21 protein-coding genes and 2 riboswitches are annotated in these 22,732 nt (G+C 68.7%); of the genes, 13 read left to right on the forward strand and 8 right to left on the reverse strand.

Annotated features, from left to right (window positions below; genetic code table 11):
- The first annotated feature begins 128 nt into the window (after positions 1-128).
- Together ACWDR4_RS22785 and ACWDR4_RS22790 are read left to right on the forward strand one after the other, a co-directional pair.
- A complete protein-coding gene (locus ACWDR4_RS22785; RefSeq protein ID WP_450411037.1) occupies positions 129-626 on the forward strand; it encodes a hypothetical protein in 498 nt (165 codons plus the stop codon).
- A 151-nt stretch (positions 627-777) separates the two neighbouring features.
- Positions 778-1,116 (forward strand): RNA-binding domain-containing protein, encoded by a 339-nt coding sequence (locus ACWDR4_RS22790; protein WP_450411039.1) that lies wholly within the window; start codon positions 778-780, stop codon positions 1,114-1,116.
- Between the two features lie 406 nt (positions 1,117-1,522).
- On the opposite strand, the gene ACWDR4_RS22795 is transcribed toward ACWDR4_RS22790, so the two are convergent.
- From ACWDR4_RS22795 to gcvT, 6 genes are all read right to left on the reverse strand, one after another.
- Positions 1,523-2,422 (reverse strand): nucleotidyl transferase AbiEii/AbiGii toxin family protein, encoded by a 900-nt coding sequence (locus ACWDR4_RS22795; RefSeq protein ID WP_450411041.1) that lies wholly within the window; start codon positions 2,420-2,422, stop codon positions 1,523-1,525.
- Positions 2,422-3,036 (reverse strand): type IV toxin-antitoxin system AbiEi family antitoxin domain-containing protein, encoded by a 615-nt coding sequence (locus tag ACWDR4_RS22800; RefSeq protein ID WP_450411043.1) that lies wholly within the window; start codon positions 3,034-3,036, stop codon positions 2,422-2,424. The genes ACWDR4_RS22795 and ACWDR4_RS22800 overlap by 1 nt, the downstream gene beginning before the upstream one ends.
- A 218-nt stretch (positions 3,037-3,254) precedes the next feature.
- Positions 3,255-4,637: an L-serine ammonia-lyase gene (locus ACWDR4_RS22805; RefSeq protein ID WP_450411045.1), complete on the reverse strand. Its 1,383-nt coding sequence runs from the start codon at positions 4,635-4,637 to the stop codon at positions 3,255-3,257.
- Positions 4,638-4,695: 58 nt separating this feature from the next.
- A complete protein-coding gene (gene glyA / locus ACWDR4_RS22810; RefSeq protein WP_450411046.1) occupies positions 4,696-5,973 on the reverse strand; it encodes a serine hydroxymethyltransferase in 1,278 nt (425 codons plus the stop codon).
- Between the two features lie 29 nt (positions 5,974-6,002).
- Positions 6,003-6,380: a glycine cleavage system protein GcvH gene (gene gcvH, locus ACWDR4_RS22815; RefSeq protein ID WP_369032411.1), complete on the reverse strand. Its 378-nt coding sequence runs from the start codon at positions 6,378-6,380 to the stop codon at positions 6,003-6,005.
- 114 nt (positions 6,381-6,494) lie between these two features.
- The gene (gene gcvT, locus ACWDR4_RS22820) at positions 6,495-7,616 is read right to left on the reverse strand and encodes a glycine cleavage system aminomethyltransferase GcvT (RefSeq protein WP_450411048.1); all 1,122 of its coding nucleotides are present in this window, start codon (positions 7,614-7,616) and stop codon (positions 6,495-6,497) included.
- Between the two features lie 34 nt (positions 7,617-7,650).
- A riboswitch (glycine riboswitch) is annotated at positions 7,651-7,758 on the reverse strand.
- A riboswitch (glycine riboswitch) is annotated at positions 7,759-7,858 on the reverse strand. It lies immediately after the preceding riboswitch.
- 213 nt (positions 7,859-8,071) lie between these two features.
- On the opposite strand from gcvT, the gene ACWDR4_RS22825 reads away from it, so the two are divergent.
- The 10 genes from ACWDR4_RS22825 to ACWDR4_RS22870 all read left to right on the forward strand — a co-directional run bounded on the left by ACWDR4_RS22825 (position 8,072) and on the right by ACWDR4_RS22870 (position 19,443).
- Complete coding sequence (locus ACWDR4_RS22825) at positions 8,072-8,758, forward strand: AAA family ATPase (protein WP_450411140.1); 687 nt, start codon at positions 8,072-8,074, stop codon at positions 8,756-8,758.
- 82 nt (positions 8,759-8,840) lie between these two features.
- The gene (locus ACWDR4_RS22830; protein WP_450411049.1) at positions 8,841-9,644 is read left to right on the forward strand and encodes an enhanced serine sensitivity protein SseB; all 804 of its coding nucleotides are present in this window, start codon (positions 8,841-8,843) and stop codon (positions 9,642-9,644) included.
- Between the two features lie 187 nt (positions 9,645-9,831).
- Positions 9,832-10,644 (forward strand): enhanced serine sensitivity protein SseB C-terminal domain-containing protein, encoded by an 813-nt coding sequence (locus ACWDR4_RS22835; protein WP_450411141.1) that lies wholly within the window; start codon positions 9,832-9,834, stop codon positions 10,642-10,644.
- 404 nt (positions 10,645-11,048) lie between these two features.
- Positions 11,049-12,047 carry an ABC transporter permease gene (locus tag ACWDR4_RS22840; protein WP_450411051.1) on the forward strand — a complete coding sequence of 333 codons (999 nt, stop codon included), beginning with the start codon at positions 11,049-11,051 and terminating at the stop codon, positions 12,045-12,047.
- 56 nt (positions 12,048-12,103) lie between these two features.
- Positions 12,104-13,852, forward strand: coding sequence for an ABC transporter substrate-binding protein (locus ACWDR4_RS22845; protein WP_450411053.1), 1,749 nt, complete (start codon positions 12,104-12,106; stop codon positions 13,850-13,852).
- Between the two features lie 68 nt (positions 13,853-13,920).
- The gene (locus tag ACWDR4_RS22850; RefSeq protein ID WP_450411054.1) at positions 13,921-14,928 is read left to right on the forward strand and encodes an ABC transporter permease; all 1,008 of its coding nucleotides are present in this window, start codon (positions 13,921-13,923) and stop codon (positions 14,926-14,928) included.
- Positions 14,925-16,016, forward strand: coding sequence for an ABC transporter ATP-binding protein (locus ACWDR4_RS22855; RefSeq protein WP_450411055.1), 1,092 nt, complete (start codon positions 14,925-14,927; stop codon positions 16,014-16,016). Before ACWDR4_RS22850 ends, ACWDR4_RS22855 begins: the two co-directional genes overlap by 4 nt.
- Positions 16,013-17,206, forward strand: coding sequence for an ABC transporter ATP-binding protein (locus ACWDR4_RS22860; protein WP_450411057.1), 1,194 nt, complete (start codon positions 16,013-16,015; stop codon positions 17,204-17,206). The genes ACWDR4_RS22855 and ACWDR4_RS22860 overlap by 4 nt, the downstream gene beginning before the upstream one ends.
- 90 nt (positions 17,207-17,296) lie before the next feature.
- Entirely contained in the window at positions 17,297-18,688 is a 1,392-nt protein-coding gene (locus ACWDR4_RS22865) for a M1 family metallopeptidase (protein ID WP_450411059.1), read from the forward strand.
- A 77-nt stretch (positions 18,689-18,765) separates the two neighbouring features.
- Positions 18,766-19,443 carry a trimeric intracellular cation channel family protein gene (locus ACWDR4_RS22870; protein ID WP_450411061.1) on the forward strand — a complete coding sequence of 226 codons (678 nt, stop codon included), beginning with the start codon at positions 18,766-18,768 and terminating at the stop codon, positions 19,441-19,443.
- Here ACWDR4_RS22870 and ACWDR4_RS22875 read toward each other — a convergent pair.
- Positions 19,331-20,605, reverse strand: coding sequence for an alpha/beta hydrolase (locus ACWDR4_RS22875; protein ID WP_450411063.1), 1,275 nt, complete (start codon positions 20,603-20,605; stop codon positions 19,331-19,333). The genes ACWDR4_RS22870 and ACWDR4_RS22875 overlap by 113 nt on opposite strands.
- 146 nt (positions 20,606-20,751) lie before the next feature.
- Here ACWDR4_RS22875 and ACWDR4_RS22880 point away from each other — a divergent pair, with 146 nt between their 5' ends.
- A complete protein-coding gene (locus tag ACWDR4_RS22880) occupies positions 20,752-21,612 on the forward strand; it encodes a thioesterase family protein (protein WP_450411064.1) in 861 nt (286 codons plus the stop codon).
- Positions 21,613-21,981: 369 nt separating this feature from the next.
- On the opposite strand, the gene ACWDR4_RS22885 is transcribed toward ACWDR4_RS22880, so the two are convergent.
- On the reverse strand, positions 21,982-22,563 hold the full coding sequence (locus ACWDR4_RS22885; RefSeq protein ID WP_450411142.1) for a hypothetical protein: 582 nt from the start codon (positions 22,561-22,563) through the stop codon (positions 21,982-21,984).
- Positions 22,564-22,732 lie beyond the last annotated feature (169 nt).

Here is a 22,732-nt window from a genome sequence, read left to right on the forward strand (position 1 = left end):
TCATTCGCGTCGTCGGGCGACATGATCCGATCCTATCGCGCGCTGTTCAGGGGCCACCGGGAGTGATCCACGCCGCACATTCGGCAAGGGGGGTATGGCATATCGCGGCTGATCGCGAGGATGGCCGCATGAGTGACTGGGGAATCGCGCTGATCGCTGCGGGATCGGCGATCGCGGGCAGCGTGGTAACCGGCTGGTACGCCCGCAGCGCAGGCCTCCGGCAGGCCGCGGCGGCACGCCACGCGGGCGACCGGCAGGCGGAGGCGTTGCTCGAATCGGTTCGTATGACGCTCCGGGCCGAGGCCGGTCACCGTGAGTTCGTCCTCCGCCGTCAGACCTACGCGGAGTTCCTCGGAGCCGCGGACGCCCGGATCCTCACCGAACGGAACGGGCGGGGGCAGGCCGACGACGACGTCCTGCTGCAACGTGCCCTGAGCGGGGTGCTTCTGGAAGGCCCGCCCGACGCCGCCGCGGCGGCCCAGCACCTCGTTGACTGCCTACGGCGCCACGAGAGGCCGGACGAACTGCAGCGCGCGAAGCTGGACTTCGTCTCGGTGGCACGGCGGGCAGGCGCGAGCGCTGAGGAGACCAGCTCACCCGGAGTCTCCGGAGACGCACCGAGGTGATCCGCACCGGGCGACGGACCGGGGATCGCTCACGAACCTCCGGCGGTGGGAAGTCCGCCGTTTTCGATGATGTCGTTGTAAGCGTCTTCCGCATCCTGGGCGAGCTCATCCATGGAGCTCCGGTAGGCGTAGCCGTAGTCGGTGACGGACAGTGACTCGCAGCCGGGCGGCCGGGTCTCCGGCGGGGTCGTCGGCGAGCCAGCTTGAGAGGCTGCTCGGTAATGCCCTTGTTGAGCAGCAGACGTTCGACTGCAAGCAGGGTTTTCTGAAGCTGGATTCCTCGCGAGAGTTCGATGCAGAGTCATTCAGCAAGATCTGTCGAACGATCACGGCGATGGCAAATATGGGGTCGAACGTTACCGGCTACGTCGCAATTGGGATTGCCGATAACGCTCGTGATGCGAAGCGAGTCGAGACGCTGGACTCCGTTAGCTCTGTCTTGTGTCGTGAGTTCCATGTTGTTGGGATCGAGCGGGAGAGCGTCCTGTAGGGAAAAAGTCTTAATGACTACTGGTCTTGGATCTGCCAGATACTGCAGACGAAGGGGCTGGATCCTGATTTGGCGCGCAGGGTGACTGCCGAATCCAAGCTGGTCAACTATCAAGGGAGGATCGTGATGCTCCTGAAGGTTTCTGCGGGACTTAGTCCCTACTTCTACATGGAAGAAATGGTCGAGCGCTCAGGTTCTGAAACCTTGGCAGTTTCTCCGAAAGCGAGGGTGTCTTGGAACGTGCGATACGGGCTGCGGTGAGTCGAATCGCGACATGTTGCACTGATCCGGGGAACGGGATCTGGTGAGATCACACGGCGCGATCCGGCAGGATCTCTGGCGGCCTTGTGGTAAGTAGGTTCGGAGTTTTGGACCCAGAAGGCTTTATCGATCGGCCGAACTTTTTTCAGGACCAGGTGAGGCTCGCTGAATTCCATGTGCGGGTGGAGGCATCGCCGCTGAGGAGCGTGTCTGCGAAGGCGGCCACCTGCCGGACGACATCGGTGAAGCGTTCGGGGTAACCGGTTGCCGCGGGGCCCTGCCGACGGCGCCAGGCGGCGTACGAGGTCTGGCGACGCTCACCGAGGTCACTGATGGTGGTGCTGAGGGGTTTCAGGGTGATGCCGCGGTGTGTGGCAGTGGCGGTCAGCGCCGTGGTGAGTTCCTGGCCGTCGAGGTCGTTGAGGGTGAGCAGGCGGTAGAGGTCGCCGTAGTCGCGGTCGCGGGTGTTGAGGTCGCCGAGTGAGACGGCGGTGGAGAGTTTTTCGGCGATGACGGTGGCGAGTGGGTAGCCAAGGAGCTGGAAGCTGTCCGTCGTGAGCTGCTGTGGGTAGTCGATGATCCGGGGGCCGGGAGTGACGGGATCCCCGAAGCTGACATCCAGTTGGAGCTTGAGTCGTGCGCGGGCGATGGAGCCGGCCATGGACAGGCGTAGGCCGTGGTACTCGTCCTCCTCGCGGATGGGCACGGTCTTGAGCGTCGCGGGATCGAATACGACTCCGTCGTCGATCTCGGTAGCGGCGATGGCCGCGATCCTGTGGACGATCTCGGTTTCGGTGCCGGGGAACGAGCGGCCGAGGATGTCGATGTCGCGGGTCATCCGGCGGGCGCCGAACTGGGCCAGCAGCAGGCCGCCCTTGAGGACGAAGTGTTCCCGGCCGAGGGGCGATGCGGCCAAGCGGTAGAGGAAGCGTTCGAGGACGTACTCGACCATGATCTCGTCCGTGGACCGGCTGGTGCGGCGGGCCAGGTTGCGCAGGTCGTTGTAGACGCGGCCGGCGGTGGTGTCGCGCGTGGGGTTGGCCATCAGGCGAGCACCGCCTCAACGGCAGGGCGGATGACGGAGAGAGCACCCAACTCGCGTGCGACTTCCTGGAGTTCGCCGACGTCGCGGCGTCCGCCTCGGCGCAGATAGCGGCTGAGCGCGGCCAAGGCGAGGGTCTCGCCGATGCGGCTGCGGTGGCGCATCGCGTCGACGACGCTGCGGGCGGCGTTGTACACGGGGACGGTCTCTCCCGGGGCTGCTTCGAATTGTTCGACGCCGAGGGGGAAGGTCGTCGGGGCGTACTGGGCCACCACGGTCGGCGGGTAGGAGATTGTGGGGCGGCGTGTACCGCGCGGCACGGCGATGTGTACCGCCGCGGGGATGTCGTCGATGAGCTCATGCAGGGCCAGGGCGGACTCGCCGCACACGACAGCGCGCGGAGCCCGCGCGCACACGGCCAGCAGATCTGCGTGCGCGGTCTCCGGTGCGTCTGCCCGCCGGTAGACCCCCCGGGACAGTTCGTCTATCTCTCCCGCCGCGACCAGGGATGCCAGATCACGAGGGGAGAGCAGGACCTGACGTGCCTGCGCGGTCGTGAACGTGGGGGAGAGGCTGGTCAGCCGCTGCTCCAGGCGCGAGGTCTCCGTAGCACTCATGTATCGAATGGTACCCCTCTGGCTATCTCAGGGGATCGATTTGATACATTCTGGCGACTGTCGGCGGCCTGGGCGAAGAGGAGCGGTGATCGAGGGTGTCACGAATCCCCAGGTCGGATGCCTGTTCCGTGGGATTCCCCAGGGACTTTCCACCGCGTGAGCAGGGAAGGCCCTGACAGCGCTGAAAGATAAGAACGCGCTGGTCAGGGCCCACCCCCTCAGCACTCGATGATGTTGACCGCGAGGCCCCCGCGCGCGGTCTCCTTGTACTTGACGCTCATGTCGGCCCCCGTCTCCTTCATCGTCTTGATGACCTTGTCCAGGGACACCTTGTGCGAGCCGTCCCCCCGCATCGCCATCCGTGCCGCCGTGACGGCCTTCACCGCGGCCATGCCGTTGCGTTCGATGCACGGGATCTGGACGAGGCCGCCGACCGGGTCGCAGGTCAGGCCGAGGTTGTGTTCCATGCCGATCTCGGCCGCGTTCTCGACCTGTTCGGGGGAGCCGCCCAGTACCTCCGCCAGCGCGCCCGCCGCCATCGAGCAGGCGGAGCCGACCTCGCCCTGGCAGCCGACCTCCGCGCCGGAGATGGACGCGTTCTCCTTGAACAGCATGCCGATCGCGCCGGCGGCCAGCATGAAGCGGACCACGCCGTCCTCCTTTTCTCCTTCGGAGGCACCGCCCGCCGCGAAGTTGATGTAGTAGTGCAGGACCGCCGGGATGATGCCCGCGGCGCCGTTCGTCGGGGCCGTCACGACCCGGCCGCCCGCCGCGTTCTCCTCGTTCACGGCCATCGCGTACAGCGTGATCCACTCCATCGCGCGGGCCAACGGCTCGCCCTCCGCCCGGAGTTGACGCGCCGACATGGCCGCGCGACGGCGTACCCGCAGGCCGCCCGGCAGGATGCCCTCGCGGGACATGCCGCGTGACACGCACGCCTGCATCACCCGCCAGATGTCCAGCAGCCCGGAGCGGATCTCGTCCTCGGTGCGCCAGGCCCGCTCGTTCTCCAGCATCAGCGCGGAGATCGACAGGCCTGTTTCCTTCGCCAGGCGCAGCAGCTCGTCGCCCGTGCGGAAGGGGTACTTCAGCGCCGTGTCGTCGAGCTTGATCCGGTCCGCGCCGACCGCGTCGTCGTCGACGACGAATCCGCCGCCCACCGAGTAGTACGTCTTCGACAACAGCTCCTCACCCGAGGCGTCGTACGCCCACAGGGTCATGCCGTTGGCGTGGTAGGGGAGTGTCTTACGGCGGTGCAGGACCAGGTCGTCGTCGAAGGAGAAGTTGATCTCGTGGTCGTCGAGGAGCCTAAGCCGACCCGACTCCTTGATCTGCTCCACCCGTACGTCCGCGCCCTCCACGTCCACCGTGCGCGGTGAGGCGCCCTCCAGGCCGAGCAGCACCGCCTTGGGCGTGCCGTGCCCGTGGCCGGTCGCGCCGAGCGAGCCGTACAGCTCCGCCCGGACCGACGCCACCGCCCCGAGGACCTCTTCGTTGCGCAGTCGGCGGGCGAACAGCCGGGCCGCGCGCATGGGGCCGACCGTGTGGGAGCTGGACGGGCCGATGCCGATCGAGAACAGGTCGAAGACGGATACGGCCACGGGGACTCCTCCAGAGAGGGCGGGGGCACACGGCGTCGGGTGCCCCCGCCGGGAAAAACTACTTGTTGAGACCGGGGTACAGCGGGTGCTTGTCGGCCAGCGCCTTCACGCGGGCCTTCAGGCTGGCGGCGTCGACCTCCCCGAAGGGAGCGGGCGCCTTCAGGGTCTCCGCGATGACGTCCGCGACCTCGGTGAAGTCCTCGGCCGTGAAGCCGCGGGTCGCGAGGGCCGGCGTACCGATCCGCAGGCCCGACGTCACCATCGGGGGACGCGGGTCGTTCGGGATGGCGTTCCGGTTGACGGTGATGCCGACCTCGTGGAGACGGTCCTCGGCCTGCTTGCCGTCCAGCTCGGAGTTCCGCAGGTCGACGAGGACCAGATGGACGTCCGTACCGCCGGACAGGACGGACACACCGTGCTCACCGACGTCCGCGCGCACCAGGCGCTCGGCCAGGATGCGGGCGCCGTCCACCGTACGCTGCTGGCGCTCCTTGAAGTCCTCGCTCGCCGCGACCTTGAAGGAGACGGCCTTCGCCGCGATGACGTGCTCCAGGGGGCCGCCCTGGAAGCCCGGGAAGACCGACGAGTTCAGCTTCTTCGCGAACTCCTGCTTCGCCAGGATGATCCCGCCGCGCGGGCCGCCCAGCGTCTTGTGGGTCGTCGAGGTGACGACATCGGCGTACGGCACCGGGTTCGGGTGCAGGCCCGCCGCCACCAGACCGGCGAAGTGCGCCATGTCGACCCAGAGGTACGCGCCCACCTCGTCCGCGATGCGGCGGAACTCCGCGAAGTCCAGCTGACGCGGGTACGCCGACCAGCCCGCGATGATCACCTTCGGGCGGTGCTCCTTGGCGAGCTGCTCCAGCTCGGCCATGTCGACAAGACCGGCCTCGTCCACGTGGTAGGCGACCACATTGAACTGCTTGCCGGAGAAGTTCAGCCGCATCCCGTGGGTGAGGTGGCCGCCGTGCGCCAGGTCCAGGCCGAGGATGGTGTCGCCGGGCTGGGCCAGCGCGAACAGCGCGGCCTGGTTGGCGGAGGCGCCCGAGTGCGGCTGGACGTTGGCGTACTCGGCGCCGAACAGCTCCTTGACCCGGTCGATCGCGATCTGCTCGGCGACGTCGACGTGCTCGCAGCCGCCGTAGTAGCGGCGGCCGGGGTAACCCTCGGCGTACTTGTTGGTGAGGACCGAGCCCTGGGCCTCCATGACCGCGACCGGAGCGAAGTTCTCCGAGGCGATCATCTCCAGGGTGGACTGCTGACGGTGCAGCTCGGCGTCGACGGCGGCGGCGACGTCCGGGTCCAGCTCGTGCAGGGGAGTGTTCAGAAGCGACATGGGTCAGTTACGTCCTTACGCCTGGGGGCTCAGCTGCCGGAGAACGCGGTGTACTCGTCCGCGGAGAGCAGGTCGCCCGGCTCCTCCGCGACGCGCACCTTGAAGAGCCAGCCGCCCTCGAAGGGGGCGGAGTTCACCAACGACGGGTCGTTGGAGACGTCCTCGTTGACCTCGGTGACCTCACCGGAGACCGGGGAGTACAGGTCGCTGACGGACTTGGTCGACTCCAGCTCACCGCAGGTCTCGCCCGCGGTCACCGTGGCACCTACCTCGGGAAGCTGGACGTACACGACATCGCCGAGCGCGTTGGCCGCGTGCTCGGTGATACCGACCGTCGAGACGCCGTCCTCGGCGCCCGACAGCCACTCGTGCTCCTTGCTGTAGCGCAGCTGCTGGGGGTTGCTCATGGCCTGAATTCTCCTGTATGCGGGGGACTGGTCATGCATGGGGTACTACAGGGGCTGTCCATGAGCGGTCAGGACACGGCCTGCTCATGACGACGGAGCGACAAAAAACCCGGCTTACTTCTGACGCTTGTAGAACGGCAGCGCCACGACCTCGTACGGCTCGTGGCTGCCCCGGATGTCCACGCCCACGCCCGCTGTGCCCGGCGCCGCGTGCGTGGCGTCGACGTACGCCATCGCGATCGGCTTGCCGAGGGTGGGGGAGGGGGCGCCCGAGGTGACCTCGCCGATCACCCGGCCGTCGGCGACGACCTCGTACCCCGCGCGTGGGACGCGACGGCCCTCTGCGACCAGGCCGACGAGGACCCGCGGCGGCTCGTACGAGGCGCGCTCGGCGGCCTCGCGCAGAGCCGCGCGGCCCACGAAGTCGCCCGCCTTCTCGAACTTGACGACCCGGCCGAGCCCGGCGTCGAAGGGGGTCAGGGAGGTCGTCAGCTCGTGCCCGTACAGCGGCATGCCCGCCTCCAGGCGGAGCGTGTCCCGGCAGGACAGACCGCAGGGGACGAGCCCGACGGGCGCACCCGCGTCGGTCAGCGCCTGCCACACCTTCTCGGCGTCGCCCGGCGACACGAACAGCTCGAAGCCGTCCTCGCCGGTGTATCCGGTGCGCGCGATGAGGGCGGGGACACCGGCGACCGTGCCGGGCAGGCCCGCGTAGTACTTCAGGCCGTCGAGATCGGCGTCGGTGAGGGAGGCGAGGATGCCGGGGGACTCCGGGCCCTGCACGGCGATCAGCGCGTAGGCGTCCCGGTCGTCGCGGACCACCGCGTCGAAGCTGTCGGACCGCTCCAGCAGAGCATCGAGCACGATCTGCGCGTTGCCGGCGTTGGCCACCACCAGGTATTCGGTCTCGGCCAGGCGGTAGACGATCAGGTCGTCCAGGATGCCGCCGTCGGCCCGGCAGATCATGGTGTAGCGGGCGCGGCCGACGGCGACGGACCCGATGTTCCCGACGAGGGCGTAGTCGAGGAGCGCGGCGGCCTCCGGCCCCGTCACGGTGATCTCGCCCATGTGGGAGAGGTCGAAGAGACCGGCCCGGGTACGCACCGCGACATGCTCGTCGCGCTCGGAGCCGTACCGCAGGGGCATGTCCCAGCCGGCGAAGTCGGTCATCGTCGCGCCGAGCGCGCGATGCAGGGCATCGAGCGCGGTCGTACGCGGAACGGGGCTACTGCTCATCGGTTGTGCTCCCAGGGCATGACGGCGAGGTCGTTCCTCCCCATCTGTCATCGGAACCTGAGAGGTTCGCCATGAAGGACATGGCTTGCACCGTGGGTGGAGCCGCTGGTCACAGGACCGGCAGCCCGCTTTTCAGATGTGCCTCGCCCGCGCGGTACGGGGCCTGAGAGATTCAAGGGAGGGACTTGCTCCTTCGGCGCCCGGCCACCCGTAGGTGTCCGGAACTCTCCCGCGCGGATTCAAGCGGCCGGTATGCAGTTGGCGGGCACATCATCGCACGCATTCCTTCGGCACGGCAGGGGGACCCTTCACAGAGGAGGCACAGTCATGCCACAGGCGCACATATGGCCCTGTAGCAGGCCTGTTGCAGTAAGCGGACCCAAACGAGAGACACCGCGTATTACCTTCTCTTTACACTCGACGGGGACGGTACTTCCCGACCCCATGGGAGGACGATCACGGTGAACAGGACCACGGCGTACGCGACGACCTCAGCCCTCGCACTGACCGACGCGCTGCCCGCGCAGCCGGCCGCCCCCGCCCGGGAGGCCTGCGCCCCGCGCCCGGCACCCGTGATCCGCGATCTGCGGGAGCGCTCGGGCCACAGCCCGCACGGCCTCACCTTCGGCGCCCGCGACCTCGTCGTGGTCACCGGCCTGCCAGGCAGCGGCAAGTCCACGCTGATGCGCCGGGCGGTGCGCGGCCCCGGCATCGACTCCCAGAACACCCGCGACCGCTGGGACGCCCGTACGCCCGCCTTCCTCCCCTACGCCGTCTACCGCCCCCTCGTCCGCCTCGCCCACTACGCCGGACTGCGCCGCGCCCTGCGCTCCGGCGCCGGGGTCGTCGTGCACGACTGCGGTACGCAGGCCTGGGTGCGCGGCTGGCTGGCCCGCGAGGCCCGCCGCCGGGGCGGCACCCTCCACCTGCTCCTCCTCGACGTCACCCCCGGCGAGGCCCTGGAGGGCCAGCGCGAGCGCGGCCGGGGCGTCTCGCGGTACGCGTTCCTGCGCCACCGCCAGGCCGCCTCGCGGCTGCTGCGCTCGGTGGAGAAGGGGAACCTGCCGGAGGGCTGCGGCTCGGCGGTCCTGATCGACCGGGACGCGGCGGACACCCTGCGCAGGATCGACTTCGCGGACTGACCGACGTCGTCGCCGGGGCCGGTTAGGGTTTTGCCCATTAAGGGACTCAAGGCAGCGGTTCACAGCAGGCGGTAGGCAGCAGATGGACATCCCGGCGGACTTCCCCCCGGACTTTCCCGGGGGTTTCCCCGCACAGGCGCACCCCCACTCGCACGGCGGGTGGCCCGGCAACGAGCTGGAGGAGGTGCTCTCGGCGTCCCTCGGCGTCCCCGGCGCGGGCGCCCGGATCGTCGAGGTCCTCGGCCGCAGCTTCGTCTGGGTCCCCCTCCCGTCCGGCGGCGGCCCCCACTCCGGCCCCCTCGACCTGCCCACGATGGACATCGGAGGCCAGGCGTACGTACCGGTCTTCAGCTCGGAGGAACAGTTCCGGCAGGTCGTCGGCGGCCACATGGCGTACACCGTGGCCCCCGCCGTCGAGTTCGCCCGGGGCCTCCCGCCCCAGGTCGGCATCGCCATGAACCCGGACGGCGTGGTCGGCGTCCCGCTGCCCCCGCCGGCCGTCGCCGAACTCTGCCGCTCCGGCCGCACCGTCCTCGACGGCGCCGCCGGCGGCGGACGGGTCCGCCTCTACGAGCCCGACTGGCAGGAGGACCCGGTCGACTTCCTCACCGCCACGGCAGCGGAGTTCGCCGGCACGGGCGTCGTCCGCACGGCCCGCCGCTGCCTCGCGACCATCGAGACGTCCGCCCCCGTCATGTTCATCGGCGTCGAACTCTCCCCCTGGGACCCGGTGGCCCGCACCATCCCCATGGACGCGGTAGGAAGAGCCCTGGGCCAAGTGGGCTCCCCCTGGCCGGTGAACCTCCTCTTCCTGGACGCGGCCCAGGACCCGGTGACCGACTGGCTGAGGGAGCGAGTCCGCCCCTTCTATCAGCACGGTTACTGATGAACTTGCCCCAGGGGCAACCCCCTAGGGGCGCGGGGAACTGCGCGACCAGCCACGATGGTCCGCAGCCGCCGAAAATCAGCAAGTCACGAGTTCTTGGGCGCCTTCCACAGACCGTGTCTGTCAGCGGCGCCGATTAAGCTAAGAAACGCACAACTCGGTAGGGGTAAACGAAGGGGCGGTAATGGTGAGCGCGTCGGGCACGGCCGCGGCCGGTCAGGTCGAGCACATGCTGCGCCAAGTCACGCCCGGGCGCTACGACGCCTACGAGGCACTCCTGCGCGCCCTCGCGACCCCGTCCTCCGGCCAGATCTGGATGCTGCTCTGGCACGGCCAGGCCGGCTCCCCGGACGCCCAGTACGGAAACATGCAGGTCGAGGGGTACGGCTACGCCCCCTGCGTGACCTCCGCCCAGGAGCTGTCGGTCAGCGGCTGGAACAGGTCGTACGAGGTGGTCGACGGCCTCGACGTGGCCCGCACCCTCTACCCGGACCAGTACGGCCTCTGGCTCAACCCGCACTCCCCGGGCGGCGGCGTCGGCATCCCCTGGCTCGATCTGCGCCGCATCGCGGCGGGCCTGGAACGCCAGCCCGCAGGGCCTCTGCGCCTCGCCGAACCCGGCATCGAGATCCCGCAGTTCTACGCCCTCCTCTCGCAGAACGCCCACCGCACCCCGGCGGTCCGCTCGCTGCGCCGCGCCTGGGTGCAGCCGGCGCTCGGGGCGCCGTATCTCGCCATCGGCCTCGATGTGTACGACACCTCGCCACCGGCCGTGGACTCGGTGCGCGCGATGATGCAGCAGTCGATAGGGGCGGTCCCCGACGGGCTGCCGGTGTCGACGGTCGCGATGTCGGACGAGCAGGATCCGGTCGTGATGTGGCTCCGCGCGAACGCCCGCCCGTTCTACGACCGCGAGGCCCACGCGATCGCCGCCCCGCCCCAGGCGCCCCAGGCTCCGGCCGCGGGGTACGGGTATCCGCCCGCCCGCGGTCGTTACTGAGCGGATCATCACGCGGACGGCCGAACCCGCGCGCCACGGTCTTCGCGCGTAGATCGCGGCGGATCGTCGCGATAGTATCCATATGCCCTTTCTGTCTCAACTGCCCCGCGTCCGGCGGCCGTTACCCGCTGTTCGGATAACGGAATCCCCAGGACAGCATCACGGTTGCGCATACTTTCGCCGACAGACCTTCCGCGTGATCGCCGAATCGCTGAAGACTCGCCTGTCAGACGATGGGGGCGTCGGTCCGAGTGGCCGACAGCGCATGGTTAAGTCGACTAATCAGCACAGACTGTCAAGCAGGACAAGCAAGATCGGCCGGTACACCGGCGAGCAAGTGAATCAAGCCGCGGACACGCGGCAGGCGTAGGCCGGTCACCACCGGCGAGAGGGGTCGGGTCACTGTGACCGCACCGATCGAGACCACCGCAGCGGCAGCCGAGGCACAGCCGGAGGCTGTGCTCGCCGGTGCCGGTAAGGGGCAGATCGAGGGCCGTTCCCTGGGGCAGATCGCCTGGTCCCGCTTCAAGCGGGACAAGGTGGCGGTCGCCGGCGGTGTGATCGTCATCCTGCTGGTGCTGATCGCGATCCTCTCGCGGCCCATCCAGGCGCTGTTCGGCCTCGACCCCAACGCCTTCAACCAGGACCTGATCGACCCCAACACCTCCCTCCCCAAGAGTGACTTCGGCGGCATGAGCTGGGACCACCCGCTCGGTGTCGAACCGAAGTTCGGGCGCGACATCGCCACCCGCATCCTGGAGGGCTCCTGGGTCTCGCTGGTCGTCGCGTTCGGCGCCACGATCCTGTCCAACGTGATCGGCACGATCCTCGGCGTCGTCGCCGGCTACTACGGCGGCCGGGTCGACACGATCATCAGCCGGCTGATGGACACCTTCCTCGCCTTCCCCCTGCTGCTCTTCGCCATCGCCATCTCCGCCACGCTCCAGGGCGGCGCGTTCGGCCTCGAAGGGCTGCCGCTCCACATCAGCGTGCTGATCTTCGTCATCGGCTTCTTCAACTGGCCCTACCTGGGACGCATTGTCCGCGGCCAGACGCTGGCCCTGCGTGAGCGCGAGTTCGTGGACGCCTCCCGGGGCATGGGCGCCAAGGGGCCGTACATCCTCTTCCGGGAGCTGCTGCCGAACCTGGTCGGCCCGATCATCGTCTACTCGACGCTGCTCATCCCGACCAACATCCTCTTCGAGGCCTCCCTCAGCTTCCTCGGCGTCGGCATCCAGCCCCCGCAGGCTTCCTGGGGCGGAATGCTCAACCAGGCGGTCGTCTACTACCAGGTCGACCCGCAGTTCATGATCGTGCCCGGCCTTGCCATCTTCGTGACCGTCCTGGCGTTCAACCTGCTCGGCGACGGTCTCCGGGACGCTCTCGACCCGCGCAGCCGCTGATGCGGCCGCAACGGGAGTTCAGCAAGTTTCCAACAATGGAGGAGAAGCAGACCATCATGCGAAGGTCAGGGCTGGCCGCGGTTGCGGCAATCGGAACTGTGAGCCTGCTGCTCGCAGGCTGCAGCAAAGCCGAAGACGATTCGACGGACGGCACCAAGGCGGCTGGGGCCAACGCAGCGACCAAGGACGTCGTCAACGCCTCCACCCAGAAGGGGGGCACGGTCACCTACGAGTACTCCGATGTCCCGGACTCCTTCGACCCCGGCAACACGTACTACGCGTACATGTACAACTTCAGCAGGCTGTACGCCCGCCCGCTGATGACCTTCAAGCCCGCTGCGGGCGACAAGGGCAACGAGCTGGTCCCGGACCTCGCCGCGAGCGCCGGTGTGCCGAGCGACGGCGGCAAGACCTGGACGTACAAGCTCCGTTCGGGGCTGAAGTACCAGGACGGCACCGCGATCACCTCGAAGGACGTCAAGTACGCCGTCGAGCGCTCCAACTTCGCGCGTGACGTGCTCTCCCTCGGCCCGAACTACTTCCAGCAGTTCCTGGAGGGCGGCGACAAGTACAAGGGTCCGTACAAGGACAAGAGCGCCGAGGGTCTGGCGTCCATCGAGACGCCGGACGACACCACGATCGCGTTCAAGCTCAACCGGCCCTTCCAGGAGTTCGACTACCTGGTCGCGACGCCGCAGACGGCTCCGGTGCCCCAGGCCAAGGACAAGGGCATCGACTACGTCAAGAGCATCGTGTCCTCGGGCTCGTACCAGTTCCAGAGCTACGACGAGGGCAAGCAGGTCGTCCTCGTCCGCAACAAGAACTGGGACGCCGCGACCGACCCGCTGCGCAAGCAGTACCCGGACAAGATCGTGGTCAACCTGAAGGTCAACGCGGAGACCATCGACCAGGACGTCCAGGCCGGCAACGCGATCGACCTGGGTGGTACGGGTGTCCAGGCCGCGACCCAGGCGGATGTCGTCAACAACGCCGACAAGAAGGCCAGCACCGACAACAGCTACGGTGGCCGTCTCGTCTACCTGGCGATCAACACCAAGCTGAAGCCGTTCGACAACGTCGAGTGCCGCAAGGCCGTGCAGTACGCGATCGACAAGGTCTCGGTGCAGACCGCCGAGGGCGGCCCGATCCGCGGTGACATCGCCACGACCGTCCTCCCGCCGGACATCCCGGGCTACGAGAAGGCGGACGTCTACGCCACCGACGGCAACAAGGGCGACCCGGCCAAGGCCAAGGAGCACCTGACGGCCTGCGGCCAGACCACGATCAACACCAGCATCACCGCGCGCAGCGACCGTCCGGCGGAGATCGACGCGGCCACCGCGATCATCAACTCGCTGAAGGCCGCCGGCATCAACGCCACGATGAAGCAGTTCCCGTCGGGCAAGTACTTCACCGACTACGCGGGTGTCCCGAAGTGGGACGCGGACAACAACGTCGGTCTGATGATGATGCAGTGGGGTTCCGACTGGCCGTCCGGCTACGGCTTCCTGCAGCAGATCCTGCACGGTGACGCCATCGGCGCCTCGGGCAACACCAACCTCTCGCAGTTCGACAACAAGGACGTCAACGAGCTGCTGGAGAAGGCGATCGGCACGGAGGACAAGGCAGCGCGCGACGCCATGTACACCGAGGTCGACAAGAAGACGATGGACGAGGCTGCCCTTGTCCCGCTGACCTACTTCAAGGTCCTGCTGTACCGCCCGGCCAACTTCACCAACCTGGTGTCCACGGCGGCCTTCAGCGGTCAGTACGACTACCTCAACATCGGCACGACCAAGAAGTAGCCCCGGAAGGCAGGTGAAGGCATTGGTGCCCGCGGGCTTCGCAGCCCGCGGGCACCAGGCCGATCCCCGTGATCTCGTACATCCTCCGTCGGACGTTCGCGGCAGTGATCCTGCTGCTGGTCGTCACCGCGGTGACCTTCGCCATCTTCTTCCTGCTGCCACGGTTCGCCGGCCAGACCGCCGACCAGCTGGCCCAGCAGTACATCGGGAAGAGCCCGTCGGCGGCGGACATCGCCGCGGTCAAGAGCAACCTCGGTCTGGACGACCCCCTTTATCTCCAGTACTGGCACTTCATCAAGGGGATCGTGTCCGGTGCCACCTATGACCTGGGGCCCACCACGGTGCACTGCAACGCGCCGTGCTTCGGCTACTCCTTCAAGACCCATGTCGAGGTCTGGCCGCAGCTGACCTCCCGCCTTCCGGTGACGATCTCGCTCGCCGCCGGTGCGGCCGTGATGTGGCTGGTGTCCGGTGTGACGATCGGTGTCATCTCGGCCCTGAAGCCGGGATCGTTCTTCGACCGGTCCTTCATGGGCATCGCCCTCGCCGGTGTCTCGCTGCCCATGTTCTTCACGGGCAACCTGGCACTGCTGCTCTTCACCTATCAGTGGCCGATCTTCGGCAGAACGTACGTTCCCTTCACCGAGAATCCGGCCCAGTGGGCCAACACACTGTTCCCGGCGTGGTGTTCGCTCGCCCTGCTCTACTCCGCCATCTACGCGCGGCTCACCCGCTCGGGGATGCTGGAGACGATGAACGAGGACTTCATCCGCACGGCCCGCGCCAAGGGCCTGCGGGAGCGCAAGGTCGTCGTCCGGCACGGTCTGCGGGCCGCGCTGACACCCATCATCACCGTGTTCGGCATGGACCTCGGCCTGCTGCTCGGCGGCGCGCTGATCACCGAGACGGTGTTCTCGCTGCACGGTGTCGGCGAGTACGCGGTGCAGGGCATCAAGGACAACGACCTGCCGCCGATCCTCGGCGTCACCCTGCTCGCCGCTCTCTTCGTCGTTGTCGCAAATCTTCTGGTGGACCTGCTCTACGCGGCCGCCGACCCGCGGGTGAGGCTCTCGTGACCGAACTGTCCAAGACCGGCGCCGCGGTGGGCGAACCCTCGCCCTCGAACGCGCCCACCGCGTTCCTCGAAGTCCGCGACCTCAAGGTGCACTTCCCGACCGACGACGGCCTGGTCAAGTCCGTCGACGGACTCAGCTTCCAGCTGGAGAAGGGCAAGACCCTCTCCATCGTGGGCGAGTCCGGCTCGGGCAAGTCCGTCACCTCGCTCGCGATCATGGGCCTGCACCGGCTCGGCGCCCGTGGCAAGAACGTCCAGATGTCCGGCGAGATCTGGCTCGACGGCAAGGAACTCGTCGGCGCCGACCCGGACGAGGTGCGCAAGCTGCGGGGCCACGAGATGGCGATGATCTTCCAGGATCCGCTGTCCGCGATGCACCCGTACTACAAGATCGGCAACCAGATCGTGGAGGCGTACCGCGTCCACCACGACGTCAGCAAGAAGGTCGCCCGCAAGCGGGCGATCGAGATGCTCGACCGGGTCGGCATCCCCGAGCCCGGCAAGCGCGTCGACAGCTACCCGCACGAGTTCTCCGGCGGTATGCGCCAGCGCGCGATGATCGCGATGGCGCTGGTCAACAACCCCGAACTGCTCATCGCGGACGAGCCGACGACCGCCCTCGACGTGACCGTCCAGGCGCAGATCCTCGACCTGATCCGCGATCTGCAGAAGGAGTTCGGCTCCGCGGTCGTCCTCATCACCCACGACCTCGGCGTGGTCGCAGAGATCGCCGACGAGGTCCTGGTGATGTACGGCGGCCGGTGCGTGGAGCGGGGTCCGGTCGACGAGATCTTCGAGCAGCCGCAGCACCCGTACACCTGGGGTCTGCTCGGTTCCATGCCGCGCATCGACCGCGAGACCTCCGACCGGCTCATCCCCGTCAAGGGCCAGCCGCCGAGCCTCATCAACGTCCCCTCGGGCTGCGCCTTCCACCCCCGCTGCCCGTACGCGGACATCCCCAAGGGCGACGTCACCCGTACCGTGCGCCCGGAGCTGCAGCAGGTCGCCGGCGGGCACTTCTCCGCCTGCCACCTCTCGCAGGAGGACCGTACGCGGATCTGGACCGAAGAGATTGCGCCGAAGCTGTGAGCGATACCGAGAAACTGGAGCAGGGGTCGGCGAAAGCGGCCGACGAGCGCGAGGTGCTGCTCAAGGTCGAGGGCCTGGTCAAGCACTTCCCCATCAAGAAGGGGATCCTGCAGCGCCAGGTCGCCGCGGTGAAGGCCGTCGACGGCCTCGACTTCGAGGTGCGCAAGGGCGAGACCCTCGGCGTCGTCGGTGAGTCGGGCTGCGGCAAGTCGACCATGGGCCGGGTCATCACCCGCCTCCAGGAACCCACCGCCGGCTCGATCCACTTCGAGGGCCAGGACATCACACGGCTGAGCGCCGCCGGGATGCGTCCGCTGCGGCGGGACATCCAGATGATCTTCCAGGACCCGTACGGCTCCCTGAACCCGCGTCACACCATCGGCTCGATCGTCTCGGCGCCCTTCCGGCTCCAGGGCGTGGAGCCCGAGGGTGGGGTGAAGAAGGAGGTCCAGCGCCTCCTGGAGCTGGTGGGCCTGAGCCCCGAGCACTTCAACCGCTACCCGCACGAGTTCTCCGGCGGCCAGCGCCAGCGCATCGGCATCGCCCGCGCGCTCGCCCTCAAGCCGAAGCTGGTCGTGGCCGACGAGCCGGTGTCCGCGCTGGACGTGTCGATCCAGGCGCAGGTCGTGAACCTGATGGACGACCTCCAGAAGGAACTCGGCCTGACGTACGTGATCATCGCGCACGACCTGTCCGTCGTGCGCCATGTCTCGGACCGGATCGCGGTGATGTACCTCGGCAAGATCGTCGAACTCGCCGACCGGTCCTCGCTGTACGAGGCGCCGATGCACCCGTACACCAAGGCCCTGATGTCGGCGGTGCCGGTCCCCGACCCCAAGCGCCGGGGCGCCAAGAGCGAGCGCATCCTCCTCAAGGGCGACGTCCCGTCCCCGATCTCACCGCCGAGCGGCTGCCGCTTCCACACCCGCTGCTGGAAGGCGACGGAGATCTGCAGGACGACCGAGCCCCCGCTCCTGGAGCTGAAGCCCGGCCAGCAGGTCGCCTGCCACCACCCGGAGAACGCGGAAGACCAGGCACCCCAGGACACGGTGCTCCTGTCGGCGGCAAGGGAAGCGGTCGAGCTGGTAACCCCGGCGACGGAGGCCCACCCAGGGGCGCGGGGAACTGCGCGATCAACCCCCACGGACCCGCAGTCAAAAGACGACCAAGAGGCCCCAACCGACAAGTAACGGCAAAGTCATGCACATGCCCGAACGGGAGAACGCAGAGTCATACGTGTAGGTCCTGTCAGACCAATACACGCTCGAAAGGGACGACTCATGCCACTCTCCCGTTCGGCACGTTTAGGGGCCGTCGCCACCGCGGCGGCCTCTTTCCTCGTCATCGCAGCCTCCGCCGCCCCAACCCCCGGAGGGGACGGCATCGGCGACTCCTACTTCCCCCAGCTGGGCAACGGCGGCTACGACGCCCGCCACTACGCCCTCGACCTCGCGTACAACCCGGACACCGACCGCCTCGACGGCCGTACGACCATCACCGCCCGCGCCACCCAGACCCTCTCGTCCTTCGACCTGGACCTCCAGAAACTGGAGGTCACGAAGGTCGAAGTGAACGGCAGACGCGCCCAGTTCACGCGCGAGGGCGACGAGATCCGCGTCACGCCCCGCGGGCCCCTGTCCAAGGGCCGGGAGTTCAAGGTCGCCATCACCTACGGCGGTGTGCCCGAACCGCTCGGCGGGCCCATCGTCTTCGGCTCCAGCTACGGGTGGATGAAGACCGCCGACGGCGTCTTCGTCGCCTGCGAACCCAACGCCGCCTCCACCTGGTTCCCGTCCAGCGACCACCCCTCCGACAAGGCCGCCTTCGACATCCGGATCAAGGCGCCGAAGGGGCTCACCGCCGTCTCCAACGGCCGGCTGGTGTCGACGTACGACAAGGGCGGCTCGACGTACACCCACTGGCGCGAGAAGAAGCAGATGGCGACCTATCTCGCCACCGCCACCATCGGGAAGTTCGACGTGAAGTCGGGTGTCACGCCCGGCGGGACGCCGATCTACGTGGCCATCGACCCGGTGCTCGCCAACAGCAACAACGTCGACGTGTACGCGGTGACAGCCGAGGCCACCGACTACTGGTCGAAGGTCTTCGGGCCCTACCCCTTCGAGGAGACCGGGGCGATCGTCGACGACATGCCGGCGGCCGGGTTCTCGCTGGAGACGCAGACCAAGCCCGTCTACTCGGCCGTGCGCAACGAGACGACCATCGTGCACGAGCTGGCCCACCAGTGGTTCGGCGACTCCGTGTCGGTGGACCACTGGAAGGACATCTGGCTCAACGAGGGCTTCGCGACCTACTCCCAGTGGCTGTGGGCCGAGTACAAGGGCACCCGCTCGGCGCACGACTCCTTCCTCGCCGGGTACAACACCCGCCCGGCCGAGAGCGCCTTCTGGCAGACCGTGGTCGGCGACCCGCAGCGCGACACGATGTTCGCCTCGGCCGTCTACCAGCGTGGCGCGATGACCCTTCAGGTGCTGCGCGAGCGCATTGGCGACCCCGCCTTCTTCAAGCTCCTGCCGGCCTGGACCAAGCTCCACCGCTACGGCAACGCGAACACGGACGACTTCGTCCGGCTCGCGGAGAAGATCAGCGGCAAGCAGCTCGACGATGTCTTCCAGACCTGGCTCTTCACGACCGGTAAGCCAGTCATATAAGCCTGTCTTCTAAGAGTTCGCGCACGCCCTGCCTTGCTTTGTAAGGCTCACGCTGATTTCCGAGTAAGAATATGGGGGTGATCCAGCAGCTCTTCAACTCCTCCGTCCAGCACGCCCTCGACCTCGTCGGCATCTTCGTCTTCGCGATCTCGGGCGCCCTGCTCGCCGTACGCAAGAACTTCGACGTCTTCGGGATCGCCGTACTCGCCGAGGTCACCGCGCTGGGCGGCGGGCTGCTGCGGGATGTCGTCATCGGGGCCGTGCCGCCGGCCGCCTTCACGGATCTCGGGTACTTCCTGACCCCGCTGCTCGCCGCACTGCTCGTCTTCTTCCTCCATCCGGAGGTGGAGCGCATCCAGGTGGGCGTCAACGTGTTCGACGCGGCGGGGCTCGGGCTGTTCTGCGTCACGGGCACGGTGAAGGCGTACGACTACGGTCTGGGCCTCACCGCCTCCGCCGCCCTCGGTCTCGCGACCGCCGTGGGCGGCGGAGTGCTGCGTGACGTCCTCGCCAACGAGGTTCCCTCGCTGCTGCGTTGGGACCGGGACCTGTACGCGGTCCCGGCGATCGTCGGCTCCGCGCTGACCGTCCTGTGCATCCGTTACGACGCGCTCACCTCGCTCACCAGCGGGCTGGCGGTCGTCACGGCTTTCGTACTGCGGCTGCTCGCGATGCGGTTCCACTGGCGAGCGCCGCGCGCGTGGAACCGGCGGTCGACGGCTCGTGAGGACGAGGGGTCCGTCCGGAGGGCGTAGAGCCGGTCGTGTCCGACGTGTTGCCGGTCGCCTTCCGGCCGCCCGCGTCGAACTGCTGGGTGAGCCAGCGGAACACCGTGGTGATCTGGGGCCGCCACAGCGCCATGTTGTGGCCGCCCGCGCTGCGCGGCAGGTACACGACGTCCACGGCCGTCGGTGACTTCGCCACCCGCTGCAGGGCCATGCCGGCCTCGTAGCCGTCGCCGGACTCGCCGGAGACGTAGAGCGCGATCGCGGGCGCGACACGGTCGTGCCTGAGGATCAGATACGGGTTGTTCGCGGCCCGCAACTGCGGGGTCTGCGCGGCCAGGGAGAGGGGCTCGCCGATCGGGTCGTTGTAGCCGGACATCGACACCGCGGCCCGGTAGCGGTCGGGGTGCGCGACCGCGAGCTTCGCCGCGCAGTGCGCCCCGGCCGAGTACCCGGCCACCGCCCAGCCGCCCGGCCCGCTCTCGGCGCGGAAGTTGTCCGTGACCATTTTCGGTACGTCGACACTGAGCCAGGTGTCCGCGTTGACCCGGCCCGGGATGTTGGCGCAGCCGGTGTCCGCGTCGGCGATGAGAGTCGTCCGCGGCGAGACGAGGATGAAGGGCGTGACCTGGCCGCTCTTCATCAGCGGCAGCAGTTGCTGGGGCGCGTGCAGCGAGCCGAACCAGGACTTCGCCGAGCCCGGGTAGCCCGGCAGCAGCTCGACGACCGGGAATTTGCGGTGCCGGTAGGCGGCCTCGTGGTACTGCGGCGGCAGCCAGACGTAGACCTCGGCGTCGACGCCCGAGACCTGGCCCTTGAGGTCGGTGACCTCGACGCCGCCGGCCGCGTGCATGCCAGGACCGTTGGCCTCGCGGAACGTCTGCTTCACCTTCGGTAGTTCGCGCAGCGAGATCCCGCCGGTGCCGTCGGCGCCGAGGTCGGCGGCGGCCTGGACGTGGTCGCCCGTGCCGAGGAGGTCACCCCAGTTGTCGTACAGGTTGTTGGAGTTGTTCACCAGCAGAAAGACCAGGGTGACCGCCGTGGCCTGGGCGAACAGCACCATCAGCAGCCGGGCGGCACCGCGTACGAGCGCGGGCCCGCGCACCCGGGACCAGAGGGCGAGGGGCAGCAGTACGGCGACGGCGGCGAGGGCGATCGTCGTGACGAGGAACGGCGTACCGGTGAGGCTCATGTCTGGGAGGAGGGCGATCCGGCCGGTCGGGTCACGGCAGCGGGCAAAGCCTTACCCAAGACATTCCGGACACTTACCAAGTGTGTTCAGTGGTGCGCGCGACGGAAAAGCTACCGCTTAGTATCTGTCTGCTGTACCGTTCACGCATGCCAGAAGCAGCTTCCGCCCAGGCCGCGCGGGCCACCATCGGCGACAGTGAGTTCGACCGCGACACCGCCGTCACCCGGCGCGAGACCGGCGTCTACGACATCGACCTCTCCGCCGGCTGGACCATCACCGACGCCGTCAACGGCGGCTATCTGCTGGCCGTGCTGGGCCGCGCCCTCGCGGACGCCCTCCCGCACGCCGACCCCTTCAGCATCTCGGCGCACTATCTGACCGCGTCCCGCCCCGGTCCGGCCGTCGTCCGCACGGACGTGATCCGCACCGGCCGCAGACTGTCGACCGGCCAGGCCTCGCTCTTCCAGTACGACGAGGAGGGTCAGGAGGTCGAGCGGATCCGTGTCCTCGCCTCCTACGGCGACCTGGACGCCCTTCCCGACGACGTCCGGACGACCGCCGAGCCGCCCGCGATACCGCCCATGGACCAGTGCTTCGGCCCACAGGACGCGCCCGACCGTACCGCCGGCCGCTCCGCCATCGCCGACCGGCTGTTCCTCAAGCTCGACCCGTCCACCCTCGGCTGGGCGCTCGGCGCGCCCTCCGGCAAGGGTGAGATGCGGTCCTGGTTCGGGCTCGCCGACGGCCGTGACGCCGACCCGCTCTCGCTGCTCCTCGCCGTCGACGCGCTGCCGCCGACCGCGTTCGAGATCGGCCTGTCCGGCTGGGTCCCGACGGTCGAACTGACCGTCCATGTGCGCTGCCGCCCGGCACCGGGCCCGCTGCGGGTCTCGATAACGACCCGGAACCTGGCCGGCGGCTTCCTGGAGGAGGACGCGGAGGTCTGGGACAGCACGGACCGACTCGTCGCCCAGTCACGACAGTTGGCGAGTGTGCGGCTCGGGTGAGGTGTGGTTGCCCGGGTGAGGCGTGCGGGCGGATGACGGGCGCCTGGTTGTCGGCGCCGGTTGGGTGGCGCTGGTTGGGTCGCGTCGGTCGGGCAGCCCGGTCGGGCAGCCCGGTCGGGTGGCGCGGGCTGGTGGCCCGGTGTGGTGGCCTGGTCCGGCGCCACCGGGCCCGTGGCCCCGGTTCGGTGGCGCCGGCCGGTTGTCGTCTGGGGCCCGTGACGGCGTAGGCCGTGGTGCCGGTGATCGTGAGGGCCAGGGCCGTCCAGTGGATGGTCGGCGTCGGTTGGGTCGCGCCGGTTGGGCGGCCCGGTCGGGCGGTGTGGTGCGGTAGGCCCGGTCAGGTGGCCCCGGTTCGGTGGCGTCGGCCGGTTATCGTCTCGGGCCGGCGACCGCGTAGGCCGTGGTGCCGGTGACCGTGAGGACCAGGGCCGTCCAGGTGCCCGCCGCCGTGTCGGGGGGCAGCAGCATCCAGGTCGCCACCCGCAGCGGCGTACTCGTCGGGGGCGGGGCGACGAACGTGAACGAGAGCCAGGCGAACGGCAGCGTCCAGGCGTACTGGCCGCCCGAGAGCGCCGCACCCAGGGCGGCCAGTCCCATCAGGCCCGCGCTGTCCCGGACGACGAACGCGGTGGTGGCCATCTCCCCGACCACCGTCTGCACGGCCAGCAGCACCGCGGCGACGACCGTACCGGCGAGCAGCACATGCGCCGCTCTGCGGGGCACCCAGCGGATCGCGGCCGTCCGGTCCAGTGCGAGATCCTGGCCGCCGAGCCCGATCGAGGCCGCCATCGCCCCTGCGGCGAGGACGAGCACGGCCGGCCGGGGATCACCGGGCCCCTCGCCCCCGTCCCGGGCCAGGGCCCACACCGCCACCGCGCTGATCAGCACGGCGGTTAGCGACGCGGGCACGTGGCGCGAACGCGCGTACAGCGTCAGCCATCTGACCGGCATCCGTCCCACGGGCACCCCTTTCGTCGGTACCCGTCCCACCGGCACCCCTCCCACCGGCATCCGTCCCACGGGCAACCCCCTTCGCTGGCATCCCTCCCACCGGCCCTCGTCCCGCAGGCGCCCCTTTCGCCTGCCCCCGTCCCACTGGCCCTCGTCCCACGGGCAACTC

The organism is Streptomyces sp. NPDC000878 (genome assembly GCF_053599695.1).

What these genes read in the sequence shown, in the direction of transcription:
- ACWDR4_RS22785 (WP_450411037.1), top strand. Translation starts at nt 129, where the DNA reads ATGAGTGACTGGGGAATCGCGCTGATCGCTGCGGGATCGGCGATCGCG.
- ACWDR4_RS22880 (WP_450411064.1), top strand. Translation starts at nt 20,752, where the DNA reads ATGCCAGAAGCAGCTTCCGCCCAGGCCGCGCGGGCCACCATCGGCGAC.
- glyA (WP_450411046.1), bottom strand. Translation starts at nt 5,973, where the DNA reads ATGTCGCTTCTGAACACTCCCCTGCACGAGCTGGACCCGGACGTCGCC.
- ACWDR4_RS22830 (WP_450411049.1), top strand. Translation starts at nt 8,841, where the DNA reads ATGGACATCCCGGCGGACTTCCCCCCGGACTTTCCCGGGGGTTTCCCC.
- gcvH (WP_369032411.1), bottom strand. Translation starts at nt 6,380, where the DNA reads ATGAGCAACCCCCAGCAGCTGCGCTACAGCAAGGAGCACGAGTGGCTG.
- ACWDR4_RS22795 (WP_450411041.1), bottom strand. Translation starts at nt 2,422, where the DNA reads ATGGCCAACCCCACGCGCGACACCACCGCCGGCCGCGTCTACAACGAC.
- ACWDR4_RS22875 (WP_450411063.1), bottom strand. Translation starts at nt 20,605, where the DNA reads ATGAGCCTCACCGGTACGCCGTTCCTCGTCACGACGATCGCCCTCGCC.
- ACWDR4_RS22800 (WP_450411043.1), bottom strand. Translation starts at nt 3,036, where the DNA reads ATGAGTGCTACGGAGACCTCGCGCCTGGAGCAGCGGCTGACCAGCCTC.
- ACWDR4_RS22865 (WP_450411059.1), top strand. Translation starts at nt 17,297, where the DNA reads ATGCCACTCTCCCGTTCGGCACGTTTAGGGGCCGTCGCCACCGCGGCG.
- ACWDR4_RS22885 (WP_450411142.1), bottom strand. Translation starts at nt 22,563, where the DNA reads ATGCCGGTCAGATGGCTGACGCTGTACGCGCGTTCGCGCCACGTGCCC.
- gcvT (WP_450411048.1), bottom strand. Translation starts at nt 7,616, where the DNA reads ATGAGCAGTAGCCCCGTTCCGCGTACGACCGCGCTCGATGCCCTGCAT.
- ACWDR4_RS22845 (WP_450411053.1), top strand. Translation starts at nt 12,104, where the DNA reads ATGCGAAGGTCAGGGCTGGCCGCGGTTGCGGCAATCGGAACTGTGAGC.